This window comes from Deltaproteobacteria bacterium, assembly GCA_013151915.1.
Taxonomy (GTDB): domain Bacteria; phylum BMS3Abin14; class BMS3Abin14; order BMS3Abin14; family BMS3Abin14; genus BMS3ABIN14.
Window position 1 is genome coordinate 1 of record JAADHJ010000007.1, and the last position, 16596, is coordinate 16596.

The following is a 16596-nucleotide window of genomic DNA, read 5'->3' on the forward strand; positions in this document are numbered from 1 at the left end:
GAAGGCTAGACCCCGGACCCTGTTGTTTTACCAAAGGAGACCGCATCCTCTCACCCTGCCACACCCTGTGTACTCTGTGTAACCCTGTGCACCCTGTGTTGAATTAGCTTTTGTATGTCCCTGCCTGCCGTGAGTCCCGCCGTGGGCAGGATTAAGTTAGCTTTTCCCAAATCCTGGTCCACATCCAGGTACTTATTTCCAGGATGAACCAAACCTTGTAAATTTCTGCTGTATTTTTTGTCTGTTGCGTTAAACTATGGCAACGGGTCCGTCCGTTATCCCGGGCGGGATGAACCGGTGGAAAGTTGACGGGGTAGGCGATGTTTCGAAAAAGGACGCTTGCAGACAAAAAAAAGGTTGGTCTTGCCCTTGGTGGCGGATCCGCGCGGGGATGGGCCCACGTTGGAGTAATCCGCGCCCTTGACGAGGCAGGAATAAAAGCCGGTTTCGTGGCTGGTACGAGCATGGGGGCTTTCATCGGGGCATTTTATGCATCGGGAAGGATGAAAAGTCTTGAGGAGTTCACATCATCACTTACAAAACGTCAGGTGATCACCATGCTCGACCTGGTGTTTCCCAGGTCCGGGCTGCTGGATGGGGACAAGGTCTCAAGATTTTTTGAGAAACAGATTGGACCGATAATAATGGAGGATCTGGAAATACCGTTCAGAACCGTTTCCACGGACCTTGATTCGGGGGAGGAGGTAGTGATCGAGAGGGGGGATGTCCTCGAGGCGGTGCGCGCGAGCCTGTCAATTCCGGGGATCTTTACACCGGTAAAGTACAATGGGCGCCTGCTGGTGGATGGTGGGTTAACCAATCCGGTCCCCGTGGACGTGGCGAGGGAGATGGGGGCGGATTTTGTGATAGCAGTGGACGTCAACTCTTCCCTTTTCCATGGCACCATGAAAGAAAAAATCGTGAAGGGACCTCCAGCGATATCCGGGGGAAAAAATTCGAAAAGCCACGGAGCTGTAAAAATATTCGAAGATAAGATCCGTGGATTTTTCCAGGGAAAGAAATCCACCCTTTTTAAGGATTGGAAAAGGGAAGAACAGCTTCCCGGTATTCTCGATGTCATAACCACATCCATGAACATTATCGAGGTCCAGCTCACCAGGATGAAACTTACCATCAGCCCACCGGATATTTTGATCATACCTGATGTGGGAGACATAGGTTTTGCTGAATTCTACAGGGCGTCCGAGGCCATGGAGCGGGGATACCGCGCGGCCAAAAAAGCCCTGGATTCAATGTAAATACCATTGGCCTGCGCCTGTAGTATAATGTGAGGGTCCTGTTGGCAGGTGAAAGCATGACACGATTCGGTGAAGTGACTTCGTACAGGTCACCAGAGAGGGAGCGTGCGGTCCTGGCCCGGCTCTTTCCCGATCTCTACTTCTACGCACAGATGATGGGGGTCTACTGGAATGGGTCCAGGAAGGCCAAAAGGGGGGCATACGACGGAAACGACTGGATAAAGAGCAGCGAGGCTGTCCTGAGGGCGCTGGAATCGGTCGGGGTGAAGGTGAAGGTCGAAAATATGGGGGCTTTTATCAACCTCGACTCGCCATGTGTCTTTATCGGAAACCACATGAGCACCCTGGAGACCTTCGTTCTACCCTGTATAATTCAGCCCCACAGGGATGTCACTTTCGTAGTGAAGGAAAGCCTGATCAATTATCCTGTGTTTAAATACATCATGAGGGCGCGGGACCCGGTAGTGGTCGGGAGGACCGACGCCCGTGAAGATCTGAAACGGGTTCTGGTGGACGGCAGCGATAAACTGGGAAAGGGGAGGTCCATCATTATTTTTCCTCAGACCACCCGAAGCGTCGGGTTAGACCCCGAACAGTTCAACTCCATCGGTGTCAAACTTGCGCGCAGGGCCAAGGTTCCCATCGTGCCCATTGCCCTTAAAACAGACGCGTGGGGCGTGGGAAGATGGGTGAAGGACTTCGGGAAGATCCACGCGAAAATCCCCGCCCACATCTGTTTTGGCGAGCCGATGACGGTGTCGGGCAATGGACGTGATGAGCAGGAGCGTATAGTCGGGTTTATCCGGGAGAAGCTGGAGAAATGGAAGTAACGTTCAAAGTTCCAGGTTCAACGTTCAACGGAAAAAGCAGACGCAGGGACTAGGAAGATCAGGTTCGTCCGGAGAGATCCCTGAATCCTCTTTCCAGTTCCTCGAGTCCGGTTATCTTTTCCTCGATCCTTGCAAGTTCGCCGGCCACGGTATCGGACTGTTGAGTCTTCCGTTTAATGACAGCCTGAATTGCTCCCTGGGTTGCGTTGATTGTCTCCCCCAGGCGTAGATCCAGGTTTGATGTGAACTTTCTGAAGGCCGTGTCCAGGTTCTGCAGGGTCGCCCATCTGAGGTTCTCCACGTTGTAGAGGACAATATCCTCCACCTGCTTGAGAACACGCTTGAGAATAATCTGTTTTTTGATTCCGCCGGGCAGCACCCAATCCCAGAGGCCCGCCGGTATGGGGTTAAGGGAAGAGCCCCATTTGTGGGTGATCCAGTACGGCTGGCGGCTGGCCTCCATGGCGCCGGAACTTTCCGGGGCCCGATAAGGAATGTCGAACAGCTCCGCCGCCCCCCTTCTCACCACTTCGATAAGACTGTCAGCCCTCTCCTGGTGGGGTTTCAGCAGCTCTGTGACATGATCATCGAACTCGGATGATATCTCCCCCAGTTCCCGCTCAAAAAAACCGGGAATGGAATCGGCAATGGCTTCCCTGGCCGCCTTCTCCATGGATTCTCCGCTTTTTGAGGTCGCCGTCGATTTTCTCACCACGTCCTCAAAGTAGTTTCTGGCCTTCTGACGGAGATCATCGGCCTGCCGTTCCAGAAATTCCACTGTCCTTCTCCTGTCCCCGGTCAACAGATCCCCTGCGGAAGTCCTTTGCCGTTCGGCTTCCCTGATTTTGCTCTCCAGGAGGGAAAGCCTTTCGCCGAGATCCTCCAATGGGGTCTGAAGGGAACGGGCCTCCAGGTGAAGCCGCATGAGAAGTTCGGTGACAACGTCCCCGGCCTTTCTCGCGAGGGCCCGCCGCAAAACCTGGGTCTTTTCGTTGATGAGAAAATCGATAAGATCCGCCTGCACATCCTCGAACCCGCACTCCCTCAAAACCTCCTGGTCCCGGCTGATCCGTGCATTGAGTGCGCGGAGGGCTGAAACAGGATAGATGGGCGATGATTCTGAAATGCCGGCCTGTTCTTTTAACACCTTCCTGAAAAAACCCAGGGCCGTCTCACAATCAGGGCCGGTGAGATAGTCGATCTTGTTGAAGATGAAAAAAAGACGGTCAATCTTTGTGCGTACCTCCTTGAGAAACGATATCTCCACCTCTGTAATGGGTGGGTCGGCCGAGATGAGGAAAAGCGCGGCGTCACACTGGGGAAGAAAATTCAGGGTGGTCTCGGTGTTGTGCTGAAAGGTTGAGCCGATCCCAGGAGTATCAATGAGAACCAGGCCTTTTTTCAGAATGGGCGATGAATGATATACCTCGGCCTGAAGAACGTGCAGCCTGTTTTCGGGATTGGCCTCCTCGGTTACGAATCTCTTGAGAAATTGGCCCAGATCGTCCGCATCTGCAGCCGAATATTCCTTTGGCGGCTGTTCGTCCTCAAAAAGGATGCGTGCCCGAAGCTCGGATCCCCATCGGATAAAGGTCGGAATGGCGGTAAGGGGGACTACCGAGGACGGGAGGATAGCTTCACCCAACAGGGCGTTCAGCAGCGTACTTTTGCCCCGTTTGAACTGGCCGAGTACGGCCATGTTGAAATGATCACTTTCCAGCCGGGCCTTGAGGTGCCGGAGCTTTTCCAGGCCGGAGAATACCTGTGCCCCTGGGGTGTCCAGCATTCCAATTGCTCGGTCAAGAAGGGTGTTGATCGAATCACCGGAATGGCTTCGGGCCGCTTGAGTGTTTTGAATCTCGACGCTTTTTTCTGACAGGTCTGGCATGTGCCGACTCCTCCAAGTCTGTGTCCGGCGGGACCTTTCGATGGGCAAGCCCACGGCCCTGCCGGCATCCTCTTGGCAGGAGTCATCATCCCCTCAGGGCAGTTGTGCGGTGAACTCCATCACCCATGAAACAATATGGGCTAAGACCCATATTACCCGGTCAGACAAGCTTTACTTGCCGACCGACCTTTAAATAATACAGGATCATCCGGGAAACGAGTACCTGAATGTGGAGTGGATCATACCCCACCATTCGTCATCGTGAACCGTATCCCGCCATCTGTCATCGCGAGCTGTAACCCATGCGAAGCGATCCCATAGCGGCCGGAGGGCGCCGTGACGAGCTTTTCAGCTNNNCGGGATTGCCGCGTCACTCTCGTCTCCCTCGATGCTCCTCGCAATGACAGCAAAATAATAATATAAGGTACGCATTAACCGGATGAACCAATAATCAAGGCTTGAAACCACTGATATTTATATTGGAAAATTGAATATTGGTCAATGGTCCTGAGGACATCTGGATGATATCCTCTGCAAACAGTTCACCCGGATGGTGCGCAACGACAACTATGTCAAAGTGAAGGTCAAGCTGCGCCGTTATGCCAACGGAAATATCGCCGTCTTCCACGGACCCGGAAAACCGAAGGATACAGCTATCCTCTTTGCTTTCGCTCCCGCATGTGATACAAGACATGGCCCGCAGGCCTGCTTCGCGATGAATGAGCTTCCCCAGGCAGGCTGCTCGAATAGATCACCCAAAACCCTCTGCAACGTTCTGCGGGCGCACAGGTGTGAACCGGAAAAGAGACATATGAGTAAAATGACATTCAACGAGTTAAACCTTATCGAACAACTTCAGCGCGCTGTCCGGGAAGAAGGATATACAAGTCCCACTCCCATTCAGGCGGCCTCCATTCCTGATCTTCTGAAGGGACGTGATCTTCTCGGGTGTGCCCAGACCGGAACAGGGAAAACAGCCGCCTTCGCCCTGCCGATCATCCAGCTTCTTCACCGGAAACGAAGACCCGCGACGCCCCGTTCGGTCCGAGTCCTCGTCCTTACGCCCACCCGTGAGTTGGCCGCACAGATCGACGCAAGCTTCGGGGTCTACGGTCGCCACCTGAGTCTTCGCCGGGCAGTTGTCTTCGGTGGAGTGGGACAGAGCCCCCAGGTGAAGGCTCTTGCCAGAGGCGTAGATGTCCTGGTTGCCACACCGGGACGCCTTCTCGACCTCATGGGCCAGAAGCATCTGCGTCTGGACCGTCTCGAGGTATTTGTCCTCGACGAAGCGGACAGGATGCTGGATATGGGATTCATCCACGATGTTCGCAGGGTTATTGCCGTCCTGCCGCAGAGGAGACAGTCGCTTTTCTTCTCCGCAACCATGCCGCCGGAGATCGTCCGGCTCGCCGACAGCATGCTCATCAACCCGGCAAAAGTGGAAGTGGCTCCTTCCGCCACCACTGTGGAGCGCATAGATCAGAAGGTAATGTTCGTAAGCCGCAAGGACAAATGTAATCTCCTGGCGCACATCCTCGATAACCCCGAGGTATCGAAGGCTCTGGTTTTCACCCGGACCAAACACGGAGCCAACAAGGTAGTGAAGCAGTTGGAGAAGGCTAAAGTCCAGGCTGAAGCAATCCACGGTAACAAGTCACAAACCAGCCGTACCAGGGCGCTTGAGAACTTCCGCCGGGGACAGACCCGGGTCCTGGTCGCCACCGATATTGCCGCAAGAGGCATAGATGTTGACGGTATTACCCACGTCATCAACTACGACCTGCCCAATATTCCGGAAAGCTACGTTCACCGTATAGGCAGAACGGCCAGGGCAGGGGCGGATGGGTTCGCCATTTCCTTCTGCGATGCGGACGAGGGGGCTTACCTGAGAGACATCCAGAGGTTGATCAGGACACAGGTTCCGGTGTCGGAGGACAATCCCTGGCACATCCCGTCCCCGTTTAGGGGAATCCTCCAACCTAGGGGCCGGGATCAGGGGACACGGGGCGACGGGAACGGAAAGAGCAGGAAAAACAGACACCCTCGCAACCGTGGAAGCAGGCGTCCATCATTCGGCAGCCCTGGTGCAGGGACGGAATCGCCCACACACTTCAGACAGGGGACCTGAGCGGGGTCCGGCACCGGTTCTTCCTGATAAAGAACCTTGATCCTATTCAGGATGGCACCGATTCTACAAATATCCTGTTGTACACATCTTCGCCATAACTGGTTTGCAATGGTTCGCCTTTGATAATTTTAAAAGTTCTTTTTCCATCGGTTTTCCTTTCAGCCCTCAGAAAAATGGCTTTTTCCAATTTTTTTTCATAAAAACCATGTGCAAATTCATATGAATGTGTAACGAAGAAAATCTTGACCTGTTTTTCCAATAATGCACAATTTATCTGCCTCGCAATCTCAGAGCCTTCTCTTTCGTTGGTCGCGGCAAATGATTCATTAAGCAGCAGCATGGAATTTGACGTTATATCGTCTACGATATCGCTCATTCTGCTGAGTTCTTCATCCAATTTTCCGCTATTCATTGTAGTATCTTCTTCCCTTTTGTAGTGTGTGAACAGGCTGTCGCAGACATTTGAACAGAAGGACTCCGCCGGCACAAACATGCCGCATTGCATCATCAATTGAGCTAAACCAATGCTTCGTAAAAAAGTTGACTTACCGCCCTGGTTGGCGCCGGTGATTATCACGAGGTTTTTATTGTCGGCATTCGCGTCATTGCCGACAATTTGATGTTTCATCGTTAAGGCCAGGCAGACATCGTATAATCCTTGAAAAGAATGTCTGCGTTCGTCGGATGCCGCGGGAATGGGAAAGGATAATGGCCCCCCTATCTGAGCAAGCTGCCCATGTAGATTCAAACAACCGATGTAAAAAGCTAATTCGATGTGCAGCATGTTAAAGAAACCGAGAATATGATCAGCGGACTGGGCGAGTGCATTGGCGACAAAGTTAATCCCCCTGTTTCTTAATTCCGACAGGGCCCTGGCGCCGCTTTCATCCCGATCAGCGATACGAAACGTGTAAACGGGTGGTTTTTTAGTAAAGATCCGCTCCATCCAACTCTGTTTTTTATTTTGTGGTTTACGAAGTAAATAATGGGCGCCTTCATTGCCTTTTCCCAATTCAGCACTGATCAAAACTCCATTGCGGAATTTCAGCTCCCTTAGATGATTCTGGACCCTGGTGAAATATTCATCATCAAGTTCCTTTTTGAGCATTGAGAAAACCGCCGTAAAACCCTCTGACTCAAATTTATCCGCGTGTTCATCGGCAATTTTTTTCAGTTTCTTAAGCAGACCCACAAGCATCTGCAATGTTTCTATCGAACCATGCAGTATCGAGCCTGGATATTTGCTGAGAATGTAATAATAAGAGCTCCTCTTGTTCTCAATCGCTTCTATCGCGATACTGTAGATATCCTTGATAATGGAAGAATTTTTCAGGCAATCCTTAAGGATTGCCTGACGATATCGTATTGTGTCCAGATCGTCTAAATTTGACAATATCGCTTTTCTTGCAACTTCGAATAAAATTTTGTCATCGAGAGCCATGGCATTGAACAGCGTGTTTAATTCCAGATCTTTGATCCGTGCTTTTTCATTCGAAGATAATTTCAGCTGTAGTTCAAAATCATGATCTCTATACATCAAAAAAGCTTTCATGATTTAATGCGCTCCTTTAAGAGATCATATGTAAGTCGGTGCTGTTCGGCAATGGATAGCGCATAGGCGAGTCCGTCAGCCGGTCTTCTAAGGATTTTATATGTTCGCAATGCGGGATTTTCGGGAACAACCGTGCTGACCATACTTGCGGTTTTCTCGCTGAAAGGGGTCAATTCATCAATAAACGTTACCCAGACGCACAACAGATCCAGTTGTATTATGTCTTCCATTACTTTTTTGCTCAGAAAAACAGCGTCCTTTAATGTTGTGGATGTGAAAATTTCGTTCATTATAATGATGCTGTCTGATGTTGCCTCATTTAGAATATCGTAAATTCTGAGCAGATCATCCGCCAGTTTGCCCCTCAGGTCTTTGATGTTTTCCTCTTTTTCAAAATGGGTAAAGAGCTTATCGTACAGAAAAAGTTGCGCTTTTCTACCCGGGACAGGGCAACCAATGCCGGCCAGATAATGCAACTGCCCGAAGGTACGGGCAAAGGTTGTTTTTCCACCTTGGTTGGGACCGGATACAACAAAGATGCGCTCCTTGCCTTTCAGGAAAAAATCATTGCAGACAACGGACGAGTCCTCGGTAATGAGTTTATCGGCCAGGGCTAAATCAAATCCTGTATAATTATAAACCTCCTTGCTTTTATTGGAGATCCTGGGATAACAGAATGTCAATCCCACTTGTTCGAATTTCGCTAAATATTCCAGATAGGCAATGTAAAATTGTATTTCCCGGTCAAAAACGGCGATAGTATCATCCAGATAATTACTGTTTTTCGCACAATAATTATCAAGATCCAGAAATATGTCGGGGTACAAATCGGCTAGTAAATCAAGCACCCTGGCTTCAACATGGTTCATGCCCGACCGGGTGGGAAATTTAACCCTGTAATCTTTCACCGCACCCTGTTTGAATTTGGCAAATGTTTTTTCAACATCCGCGCTGTAATCGATTTCAGCTGCATATTTGCGAACCTTGATTCGGTTCCCATTAATAAGCAGACAATATTTAATATCTGATAGATCGGCTCTTAGCTTTTTCGTTTCCGCCAGAAGCGAGGTGAAACGGTCCGAATCGGCATAGTCAGCCAAATAAGCTCGAAAAGCCAAAAATCCGCGTGATTTTAAATCTATATGGAAAAGATCATGTACAAGATCATTGATAGCATCGCAATAAATCTCCATCGCCTCCAGAAACCATCCTTCTTTATGGTATTTGTAGGAAAGTGTATCTGCCAAGGTAAGATATCGGCGCATTATCCTCATTTTTTGCGCAAATGAATTTATATTTTCCAACAGAGTTTCGTTCCCAAATTCCTGCATGATTTCCTGACGATATTTGATCAGGTCGATATCATTCAAGGGAGTGTAAAAAAATGGTTTTAAATCATATTCCTCCTTGTTCGCCGTGATGGCGTCGATAATCTGATCAAGATTCAAATCAACAAAAACGGCAGGTGCTTCAAGTGTTTCATTTTTTATGCTGTCTTCAGCTTCTGCTCTTGCAAATAGTATGCTGTGGAAAGTCATGAGTAGAGCATCTCTCTTTCAAACAGTGCGCTGTGGAAAGTCATTGTATCGGGCACTTGTTACAGTACCAGGCATCTGTTCCAGCGAACCAAGATCGCTCGCTGGTTGAAAGGCCGGGTCAGTTCCATCAGCGCCCATGTCGTTCTTTCCTGAATCTTTTTGGGTTCTAATCCGCCAGGAGTTCCTTTACCGCTCCGGCGATGTTATCGGCGGTGAAGCCGAACTTTTCCATGTTCACTTTTCCCGGGGCCGAGGCCCCGAATCGGTTGATACCGATAATCCTGCCCCCCATACCAACGAAGCGTTCCCAACCGAAGGGCGAGGCCGCCTCAACGGCCAACCGGGCGGCGATCCCGGGCAGCAGGACCCCCTCCCTGTACGCCTCCGGCTGGCGGTCGAAAAGCTCGAAGCTCGCCACGTTAACCAGGCGGACGGGAATACCGGTTTTTCCAAGAAGTTCAACAGCCTCCAGCGCCGGACCAACCTCAGACCCGCTGGCGAAAATGATGGCGCGAGGTTCTTCGGATGGGTCCGATAACACGTAGGCGCCCCTTGCGATCTCACGTGCGGGGGGCGCAGTCACCCGATCGATGGATTTCAGTTTCTGCCTGGTCAGGATGAGGGCCGCGGGACCTTTGGCCTTGAGGGCCACCTTCCACGCTTCCGCTGTTTCAGAGGCGTCGGCCGGGCGAAGGTCGATGAGGCCGGGAATGGATCGCAGGGCGGCAAGCTGTTCAATGGGCTGATGGGTTGGGCCATCCTCGCCCAGACCGATGCTGTCGTGGGTGAAGATGTACGTAACGGGACATTTTTCAAGGCTGGCCAGCCGTATGGCCGGCTTCATATAATCGGAGAATATGAGGAATGTACCGATGTATGGATGCAGAGCCCCGTGCAGCGCCATACCGTTGGCAATGGCTCCCATACCGTGTTCCCGAACCCCGAAGTGGAAGTTCCTTCCCAAACGGTCCTCCCTGGAAAAGCTACCCTCGTCCTTGATTAAGGTGTTATTGGAGGGCGCAAGGTCGGCGGATCCGCCCAGGAGGCGGGGCAGGACCGGCGCCAGCGCGTTGATTACCTTTCCCGAAGCGGCTCGGCTGGCCAAATCCTCGCCCGCAAGTTCAGGGAGGGCCTCCTCCCATCCCGGGGGAAGATCGGCGCTCCACATCTGACGCCACTGGGCCGACATCTCCGGGAATTTTCTTTCGTAAGCAGCAAAAATGTCCTTCCATTTCCCCTCTAGAGCGGAGCCCTTTTGCAGGCACTTACGAAAATGCTTCATGACCTCATCCGGGATGTAAAAAGTCCGATCCGTCGGCCATCCAAGATTCTTCTTGGTCAACCTGACCTCTTCCTCCCCGAGTGGGGATCCGTGGGCTGCCGAGGTGTCCTGCTTGTTGGGGCTTCCGAACCCGATGTGGGTGCGAACGGCAATGATGGAAGGCCTGTCAATCTCCTGCCTGGCATTTTCGATGGCGCCGCGGATGGCCGCTGTGTCGTTTCCGTCCGGGACCCTCTGGGTATGCCATTCGTAAGCGTCAAAGCGCTCCATCCGATCCTCGGTGAAGGCCAGTTCGGTGGGACCTTCTATGGAGATGTGATTGTCGTCGTAAAGCACTATGAGCTTTCCCAGACCGAGATGCCCGGCAAGGGAACATGCCTCGGATGAGATGCCTTCCATGAGATCACCGTCTCCGGCGATGGCGTAGGTATAGTGGTCGACAAGAGGGAAGCCGGATCGATTGAAGCGGGCGGCCAGATGCTCTTCGGCCATGGCCATTCCAACTGCGTTGGCGATCCCCTGGCCCAGCGGCCCGGTGGTAGTCTCCACACCCGGCGTCATGTGCACCTCGGGATGGCCCGGGGTCCTGGATCCCCACTGGCGGAAATTTTTCAGATCATCCAGCGACAGGTCATATCCGGTCAGGAAAAGAAGGGCATACAGGAGCATGGAGCCGTGCCCTGCCGAAAGGACAAAGCGGTCACGGTCCGGCCAATCGGGGTTTCCCGGGTTGTGCTTTAATATATCGGTCCATAGAACGTAGGCCATGGGGGCCGCGCCCATGGGCATGCCGGGGTGCCCGGAATCGGCCTTCTGAACTGCGTCCACCGCCAGCATGCGAAGGGTGTTGATGGAAAGAGTTTCAAGGTCCATTTCGTACTCCTGGAAGGGGGGATGAGGGTGTTGTCGCCAGGTTTCGCCGAACGTAACAGGGGCGGGTGTGGGTGTCAAGAAGGTGGGGGAAGGGCAGAAACCTCGATATAATCCACATATGACACCGAGGCCTCATGGGTGTTGTCCGAGTCGTTCATGATGGCGATGGTGGCGGAACGCGGCGGGTCCTTACCGAAACAAGGGGTGGATTTTCACTCTATTCATCTTCTCCCCTTTCCGGCGCCCCAAAGCGTTTCAGTCAAAATGCCCACATCCCTGATGGGACTCTGGCAGATGTAATCCTGGCAGACATAGGCGGTGGCCTTATTCCCGATAGCCCGCATCGCCTTGACGTAGGGAGCGATAGACACGATCCGGGGCTTTTTCGATGAAATCGGCACGAATACCACCACCATGTTGGGGAGATAGACGGATCGGAGAGCGCGTATCATCTCGACAGTGTCATTTCCTTTCCGATCGCCGGTGATTACCACCTCCATGCCCGGTCCCCGTGCCAGAGCAATGGTGGAAACGTATGTGGCGTGGGATGATGGATCCCGAAGGATCGCATTGGAAAAGGCACGACCGATGGGAGCCACTTTTTCCTCGAGCCGCGGTGTCGCTGTTAAGCGGCCCAGCCGCAGAAGGTTCATGGCGGCCACAGCGTTGCCTGAAGGGGTAGCGCCATCTGCTGAGGCCTTGTGACGGATGGAAAGGGGACCGCGCCCCCGGCAGGTGAAGAAGAATCCCCCGGCTTCATTATCCCAGAACAGTGAGAGCATCTCCTCGGCGAGGTTCAATGCCTCCGACAGGTACACGGTTTTGAACGTTGACTGGTATAGTTCCACAAGTCCCCAGAGGAAAAAGGCGTAGTCGTCGATGTTGCCCGCTATGCCTGAATGCCCCCTGTAGAAACTGTGCAGGAGCTGACCGTCTTTCTCCTTCAGGTTTTTGAGGATGAAGTGTGCCGCTCCTTCAGCGGCAAGGGCGTATTTTCGTTCACCAAAGGCGGCGGCCGCCTTGGCCAGGGAGGCGATCATAAGACCGTTCCAGTCGGTGAGAATCTTTTTGTCCAGGTCCGGGCGAATCCGCTCTTTTCTGGCTTCGAACAGCTTCAGGCGCGCTGCTTCCAAGGTGGCCGACAACTCGTCCAATGGGATTTTGAGCTGATCGGCGACAACGGGCAGCGGAGCCTCCATGTACAGAATGTTCCGCCCGTTCGCGTGTCCGGTCTCCTCAGAAAAATTCCCCTCCGCACTGATCCGGAAAACCTCCTTGACAATCGTAAACTCCGCTTCGTTAAGAATGGATTTCAATTCGTCCCAGGTCCAGGTGTAGAACCGTCCTTCCTCCCCATCGCTGTCGGCATCTTCAGCCGAGTAAAAACCGCCTTCCCCGTCAGTCATGTCCCTGAGAACATAGGCTAAGACCTGCCGGGCCGTTCTCTGGTACTCCGCCTTGCCTGTGGCCTGGTATGCTTCCGTGTAGGCCATTGTCAGGAGAGCCTGGTCGTAAAGCATTTTTTCGAAGTGGGGAACAAACCACCTTTCGTCGGTGGAGTAACGGTGAAACCCATGCCCGACATGGTCATAGATCCCGCCTCTCTGGATGTTTTGAAGAGTCATTTCGGCCATGGAAAGGGCTTCAGGTGCCCCGGTCATCCACCAGTATTTCAGGAGAAAGATGAGGCGTCCGGGCGTGGGGAACTTGGGCGCATCTCCGAAACCTCCGTACCGGCTGTCGTATGTTTCGCACATCTGTTCAAAGGCTTTGTCCGCAACCTCTCCGCCAGGGGTTTTCCCTGGCGGCGGGCAGAGCATGTTCTCCATGTTGGCGAGGATTCCTTCAGCCGCATTCAAGACCTTTCCCCTGTTGTTCTTCCAGACATCCCCAATTCGGGGGATGAGCTCAAGCATCCCGGTCCGCCCGAAACGGGTGGTCCTGGGGAAGAAGGTTCCCGCGAAAAAGGGCTTCCTGTCCGGGGTCATTATTACGGTCAGAGGCCACCCGCCTCCTCCGGTAAGATACCGGCAGGCAGCCATGTAGATATGATCCAGGTCGGGCCTCTCCTCCCGGTCGACCTTGACGGAGATGAAATTCTCGTTTAAAAGCGCGGCCACCTCGGGGTCGCTGAAAGACTCCCTCGCCATGACGTGGCACCAGTGGCAGGTTGAATAACCGATGGAAAGAAATATCGGCCTGTCCAAAGAGGCGGCTTTCATGAAGGCCTCGGGCCCCCAAGGATACCAGTCTACCGGGTTATAGGCGTGATCGAGGAGGTAGGGGCTTTTCTCGTTTATGAGCCGGTTCGCTCGTCCTTTGGTGTGATCTTTCAACCGTGTTGCTCCATTTTCGGTTGTGGTCTATTAAAATTTTTCAGTTATGGTAACATTCTCCGGCCAACTTTTACACTGTCGTAAAAGGTCCCTTAATGGCTTTTTACTCCACGGAAAGCGAAAAGTGTCATTTTCACTTTAGAATTCAGAACACGAATACACGGTAAAAATTCGAGAACTACTTTCTGAAAACCTTCAGCAAGGGCCGGAATGATCGGGACCACCTACTTTCTACACTATCTGTCTCTGGGATTCTATGGTCTGGCCTTCGTGCTGGCCTGCCTGTCCCTCGCGGCGAGGAGAGTCCCCCGCGTCGTCGCCCCTTTGACGGCCGCCATGGGCCTGGCCTGTCAGATCGTTCTTCTGGTCCTCCGATGGGGAGCGGGGGGGCATCTGCCGGTTACGGGCCTTTTTGAGACCCAGCAGTTTCTCGCCCTCTGGGTTGTGGCGGCGGCACTGTACTTTGTCTTCCGATACCAGGCCTATCCATTTCTTCCCGCCGCCCTCGCAATGGCAGAGGCGGCTTTGCTCTTTGCCTCCATAGGGCCGAAAGCGGTGGCCCCCCTGACCCCTGCCATCGATACGCCCCTGTTCCTCATCCACGTTGCCACATCCTTTGCCGCCTACGGCCTTTTCGCGATTGGCGCTCTCCTGGGGCTTTACAGGCTCCTCGCACTGAGGCCGTCTGATCTGGACGACGGAAAGCGTATGCTCGACGAAAGCATCTATGTCGGGTACATACTTTTCTCCTGGGCCATGATCGTCGGCAGTCTCTGGGCCTATCTGGCATGGGGATCCTACTGGACGTGGAAGATCAAAAACCTGTGGTCATGGATCCTGTGGTTCTACTACTCGGGGGTACTCCACGTGCGGAACAGATCAGGCTGGCAGGGCCGGCCCCTGAATATCCTGGCGGTGGCCGGTTTCGCCCTGGTCCTGTTCACCTATCTGGGGCTGGGACTGTTGTTCAGGACATCCCACCCGCTGATATAGTGGGGTGTAAATAACGTTCAATATCCAACGTGGGAGAGCAGACGCCGGGATGCCGGGACGCGGAGACACGAGGAACAAACAATGTCATTGCGAGCCGACTCTACGCGAAGCAATCCCGTGGGGCGACTGTAGGAGCCGCAGCGGAAGCTAAAAGATATGAACAAAAAACCTGAAAACGGATTAGGGAATATCCCCGGATTTCTCTGGCGCACGGCCGTATCCCCCGTGACCTTCGTTGTCCTGAGCATCCTCTGGTGCGTCGATCTGGGGGCCGGATCCATCGTGGCTTATTTCAACGATCCCCAGTTCTGGGTTAAAATGGATTCCTACCCGTTCAGCCTCTGGATGAGTCAGGTGGCACCCGGGATTTTTCCCATGTCCCTGTGGATATACGTCCTGGTGGTGCTGTCCTACCTGATGATCCTCAGCCTGCTCATGTGTACCGTGAACTGGTTTATCCGCAGAAGGAGGAAGATAAGGGGTCTCGGCGAGGTCCTTGTCCACCTGGGTTTTCTCCTGGTCTTCACCGGGTTCGTAATCGGAAGCGCGTGGGGCGTCAGGGCAAGGGTCCACATATCCGAGGGCGAGAAGGTAAAAGTGCCCGGCATGGGGATGTCATTGCGGCTGGACAACCTGAAGGTTATTCAGTCACCTCAGGGCCGGCCGCTGGATACACATAGCCGTGTCAGTCTTTTCGCCTCCGGTTCCAAGGTGTCGCAGGGCAGTTTGCGGCTGAACCATCCCTTTATTTATGGCAATACGGTCGTATATCCTCCAGAGGATTATGGCGCAGGAGTTATTGGGGGCGTTCTGGGGACACAGACTTCCGGGGCCGTACGGCTTGTCCTTGGGAGGCCGGTTACCCTGGAAAGGGACAGGGTGCTGGAACTGGGAGGGGTTTTGCAGCGGGGGGAGAGGAGGGGGAACGCCATAGGTCCCGGCCTTCTTGTTCTCGTTAAGAATTCTGAAGGGAAAGTCATGGGATCGGCCTATCTATCCTCGGCTCCAGGCATGAACGACAGGGCGATCGTTGCCGGGAACGGAATTGTACTCGGCCAACTGAGCGAATCGGTCTACGGGATTTTCAGGGTCAATCGTGATCCGGGTGTGTGGTTCGTAATCGTGGGGGCGGTGATCCTTTCCGTCGGGACCCTCTGGGCTCTGGCGGGCTACCTTGGAATTCTCCCATCCGGTGCCGGTCCCACGTCATGAAACCTGTCGTTCCGGTCAAGGCGCCGCCCCGGTGGGACGATATCGATCTTGTCCTGCTTGACATGGATGGCACTCTTTTGGACAAGCACTTCGACGACCACTTCTGGGAGGAGTATGTTCCCGAGCAGTATGCCCTGGCCCACGGGATGTCCCGGGAAGAGGCCAAAGGGAAGCTCATGAAGCGCTACCGTGCCCAGGAGGGAACCTTGAACTGGACCAATCTGGACTACTGGTCGGGAGAGCTTGGGCTGGACATACCTGCCCTCAAGGAACAGGTGGATCATCTCATCGCGGTTCACCCTTTTGTCCCCGACTTTTTAATGGGGGTAAGGGGGGCGGGGAAAAAGGTCTGCCTGGTTACCAACGCCCACGGCAAGACATTGGACCTCAAAATGAGGAAGACCTCCCTGGGAGGTATGTTTCACGCGGTCTACACATCCCAGGAACTTGGCGCGCCAAAGGAGGATCGGCGCTTCTGGGAAGCTCTTCGGCGACGGATGGGGTTCGATCCGGCCAGGACTTTCCTGGCCGAGGATACCTTGTCCGTCCTGGAAGCCGCCTGGCGTTTCAAAATCCGCTATCTCGTCCACATTCTCAAGTCCAGCAGCGCCCGCCCGCCGGGGAAATCCGGGCGGTTCTATTCCATTGAAACCTTCAAGGAGATCATCCCTTAGCCGATCAGGATGGACCTGATAAAACCTTGAC

General features: G+C 53.3%; 13 protein-coding genes. 6 read left to right on the forward strand and 7 right to left on the reverse strand.

The features are described 5' to 3' along the window. Positions 1-320: 320 nt before the first annotated feature. Both GXP52_01690 and GXP52_01695 read left to right on the forward strand, forming a co-directional pair. Positions 321-1259 carry a patatin gene (locus GXP52_01690; protein ID NOY85998.1) on the forward strand — a complete coding sequence of 313 codons (939 nt, stop codon included), beginning with the start codon at positions 321-323 and terminating at the stop codon, positions 1257-1259. A 56-nt stretch (positions 1260-1315) separates the two neighbouring features. Continuing rightward, positions 1316-2089, forward strand: coding sequence for a 1-acyl-sn-glycerol-3-phosphate acyltransferase (locus tag GXP52_01695; protein NOY85999.1), 774 nt, complete (start codon positions 1316-1318; stop codon positions 2087-2089). 58 nt (positions 2090-2147) lie between these two features. Here the strand turns inward: GXP52_01695 and GXP52_01700 are convergent, their stop codons facing one another. Then, positions 2148-3977, reverse strand: coding sequence for a Dynamin family protein (locus GXP52_01700; GenBank protein ID NOY86000.1), 1830 nt, complete (start codon positions 3975-3977; stop codon positions 2148-2150). A gap of 451 nt (positions 3978-4428) precedes the next feature. After that, a complete protein-coding gene (locus GXP52_01705; protein NOY86001.1) occupies positions 4429-4671 on the reverse strand; it encodes a hypothetical protein in 243 nt (80 codons plus the stop codon). Between the two features lie 126 nt (positions 4672-4797). On the opposite strand from GXP52_01705, the gene GXP52_01710 reads away from it, so the two are divergent. Further along, entirely contained in the window at positions 4798-6105 is a 1308-nt protein-coding gene (locus GXP52_01710; GenBank protein NOY86002.1) for a DEAD/DEAH box helicase, read from the forward strand. Between the two features lie 46 nt (positions 6106-6151). On the opposite strand, the gene GXP52_01715 is transcribed toward GXP52_01710, so the two are convergent. The 5 genes from GXP52_01715 to GXP52_01735 all read right to left on the reverse strand — a co-directional run bounded on the left by GXP52_01715 (position 6152) and on the right by GXP52_01735 (position 13686). After that, positions 6152-7657, reverse strand: coding sequence for a DNA mismatch repair protein MutS (locus GXP52_01715; GenBank protein NOY86003.1), 1506 nt, complete (start codon positions 7655-7657; stop codon positions 6152-6154). Continuing rightward, a complete protein-coding gene (locus tag GXP52_01720; protein NOY86004.1) occupies positions 7654-9195 on the reverse strand; it encodes a DNA mismatch repair protein MutS in 1542 nt (513 codons plus the stop codon). Before GXP52_01720 ends, GXP52_01715 begins: the two co-directional genes overlap by 4 nt. Before the next feature lie 166 nt (positions 9196-9361). Further along, a complete protein-coding gene (gene tkt / locus GXP52_01725) occupies positions 9362-11350 on the reverse strand; it encodes a transketolase (GenBank protein ID NOY86005.1) in 1989 nt (662 codons plus the stop codon). A gap of 74 nt (positions 11351-11424) precedes the next feature. After that, complete coding sequence (locus GXP52_01730; protein NOY86006.1) at positions 11425-11517, reverse strand: DUF3047 domain-containing protein; 93 nt, start codon at positions 11515-11517, stop codon at positions 11425-11427. Between the two features lie 54 nt (positions 11518-11571). Next, the gene (locus GXP52_01735) at positions 11572-13686 is read right to left on the reverse strand and encodes a thioredoxin domain-containing protein (protein ID NOY86007.1); all 2115 of its coding nucleotides are present in this window, start codon (positions 13684-13686) and stop codon (positions 11572-11574) included. Between the two features lie 210 nt (positions 13687-13896). On the opposite strand from GXP52_01735, the gene ccsA reads away from it, so the two are divergent. The 3 genes from ccsA (at position 13897) to GXP52_01750 (ending at position 16565) form a co-directional block, all read left to right on the forward strand. Continuing rightward, positions 13897-14679, forward strand: coding sequence for a cytochrome c biogenesis protein CcsA (gene ccsA, locus GXP52_01740; protein NOY86008.1), 783 nt, complete (start codon positions 13897-13899; stop codon positions 14677-14679). Positions 14680-14835: 156 nt separating this feature from the next. Then, positions 14836-15891 carry a cytochrome c biogenesis protein ResB gene (locus GXP52_01745; GenBank protein ID NOY86009.1) on the forward strand — a complete coding sequence of 352 codons (1056 nt, stop codon included), beginning with the start codon at positions 14836-14838 and terminating at the stop codon, positions 15889-15891. Further along, positions 15888-16565 (forward strand): HAD hydrolase-like protein, encoded by a 678-nt coding sequence (locus tag GXP52_01750; GenBank protein ID NOY86010.1) that lies wholly within the window; start codon positions 15888-15890, stop codon positions 16563-16565. Before GXP52_01745 ends, GXP52_01750 begins: the two co-directional genes overlap by 4 nt. Positions 16566-16596: the final 31 nt, after the last annotated feature.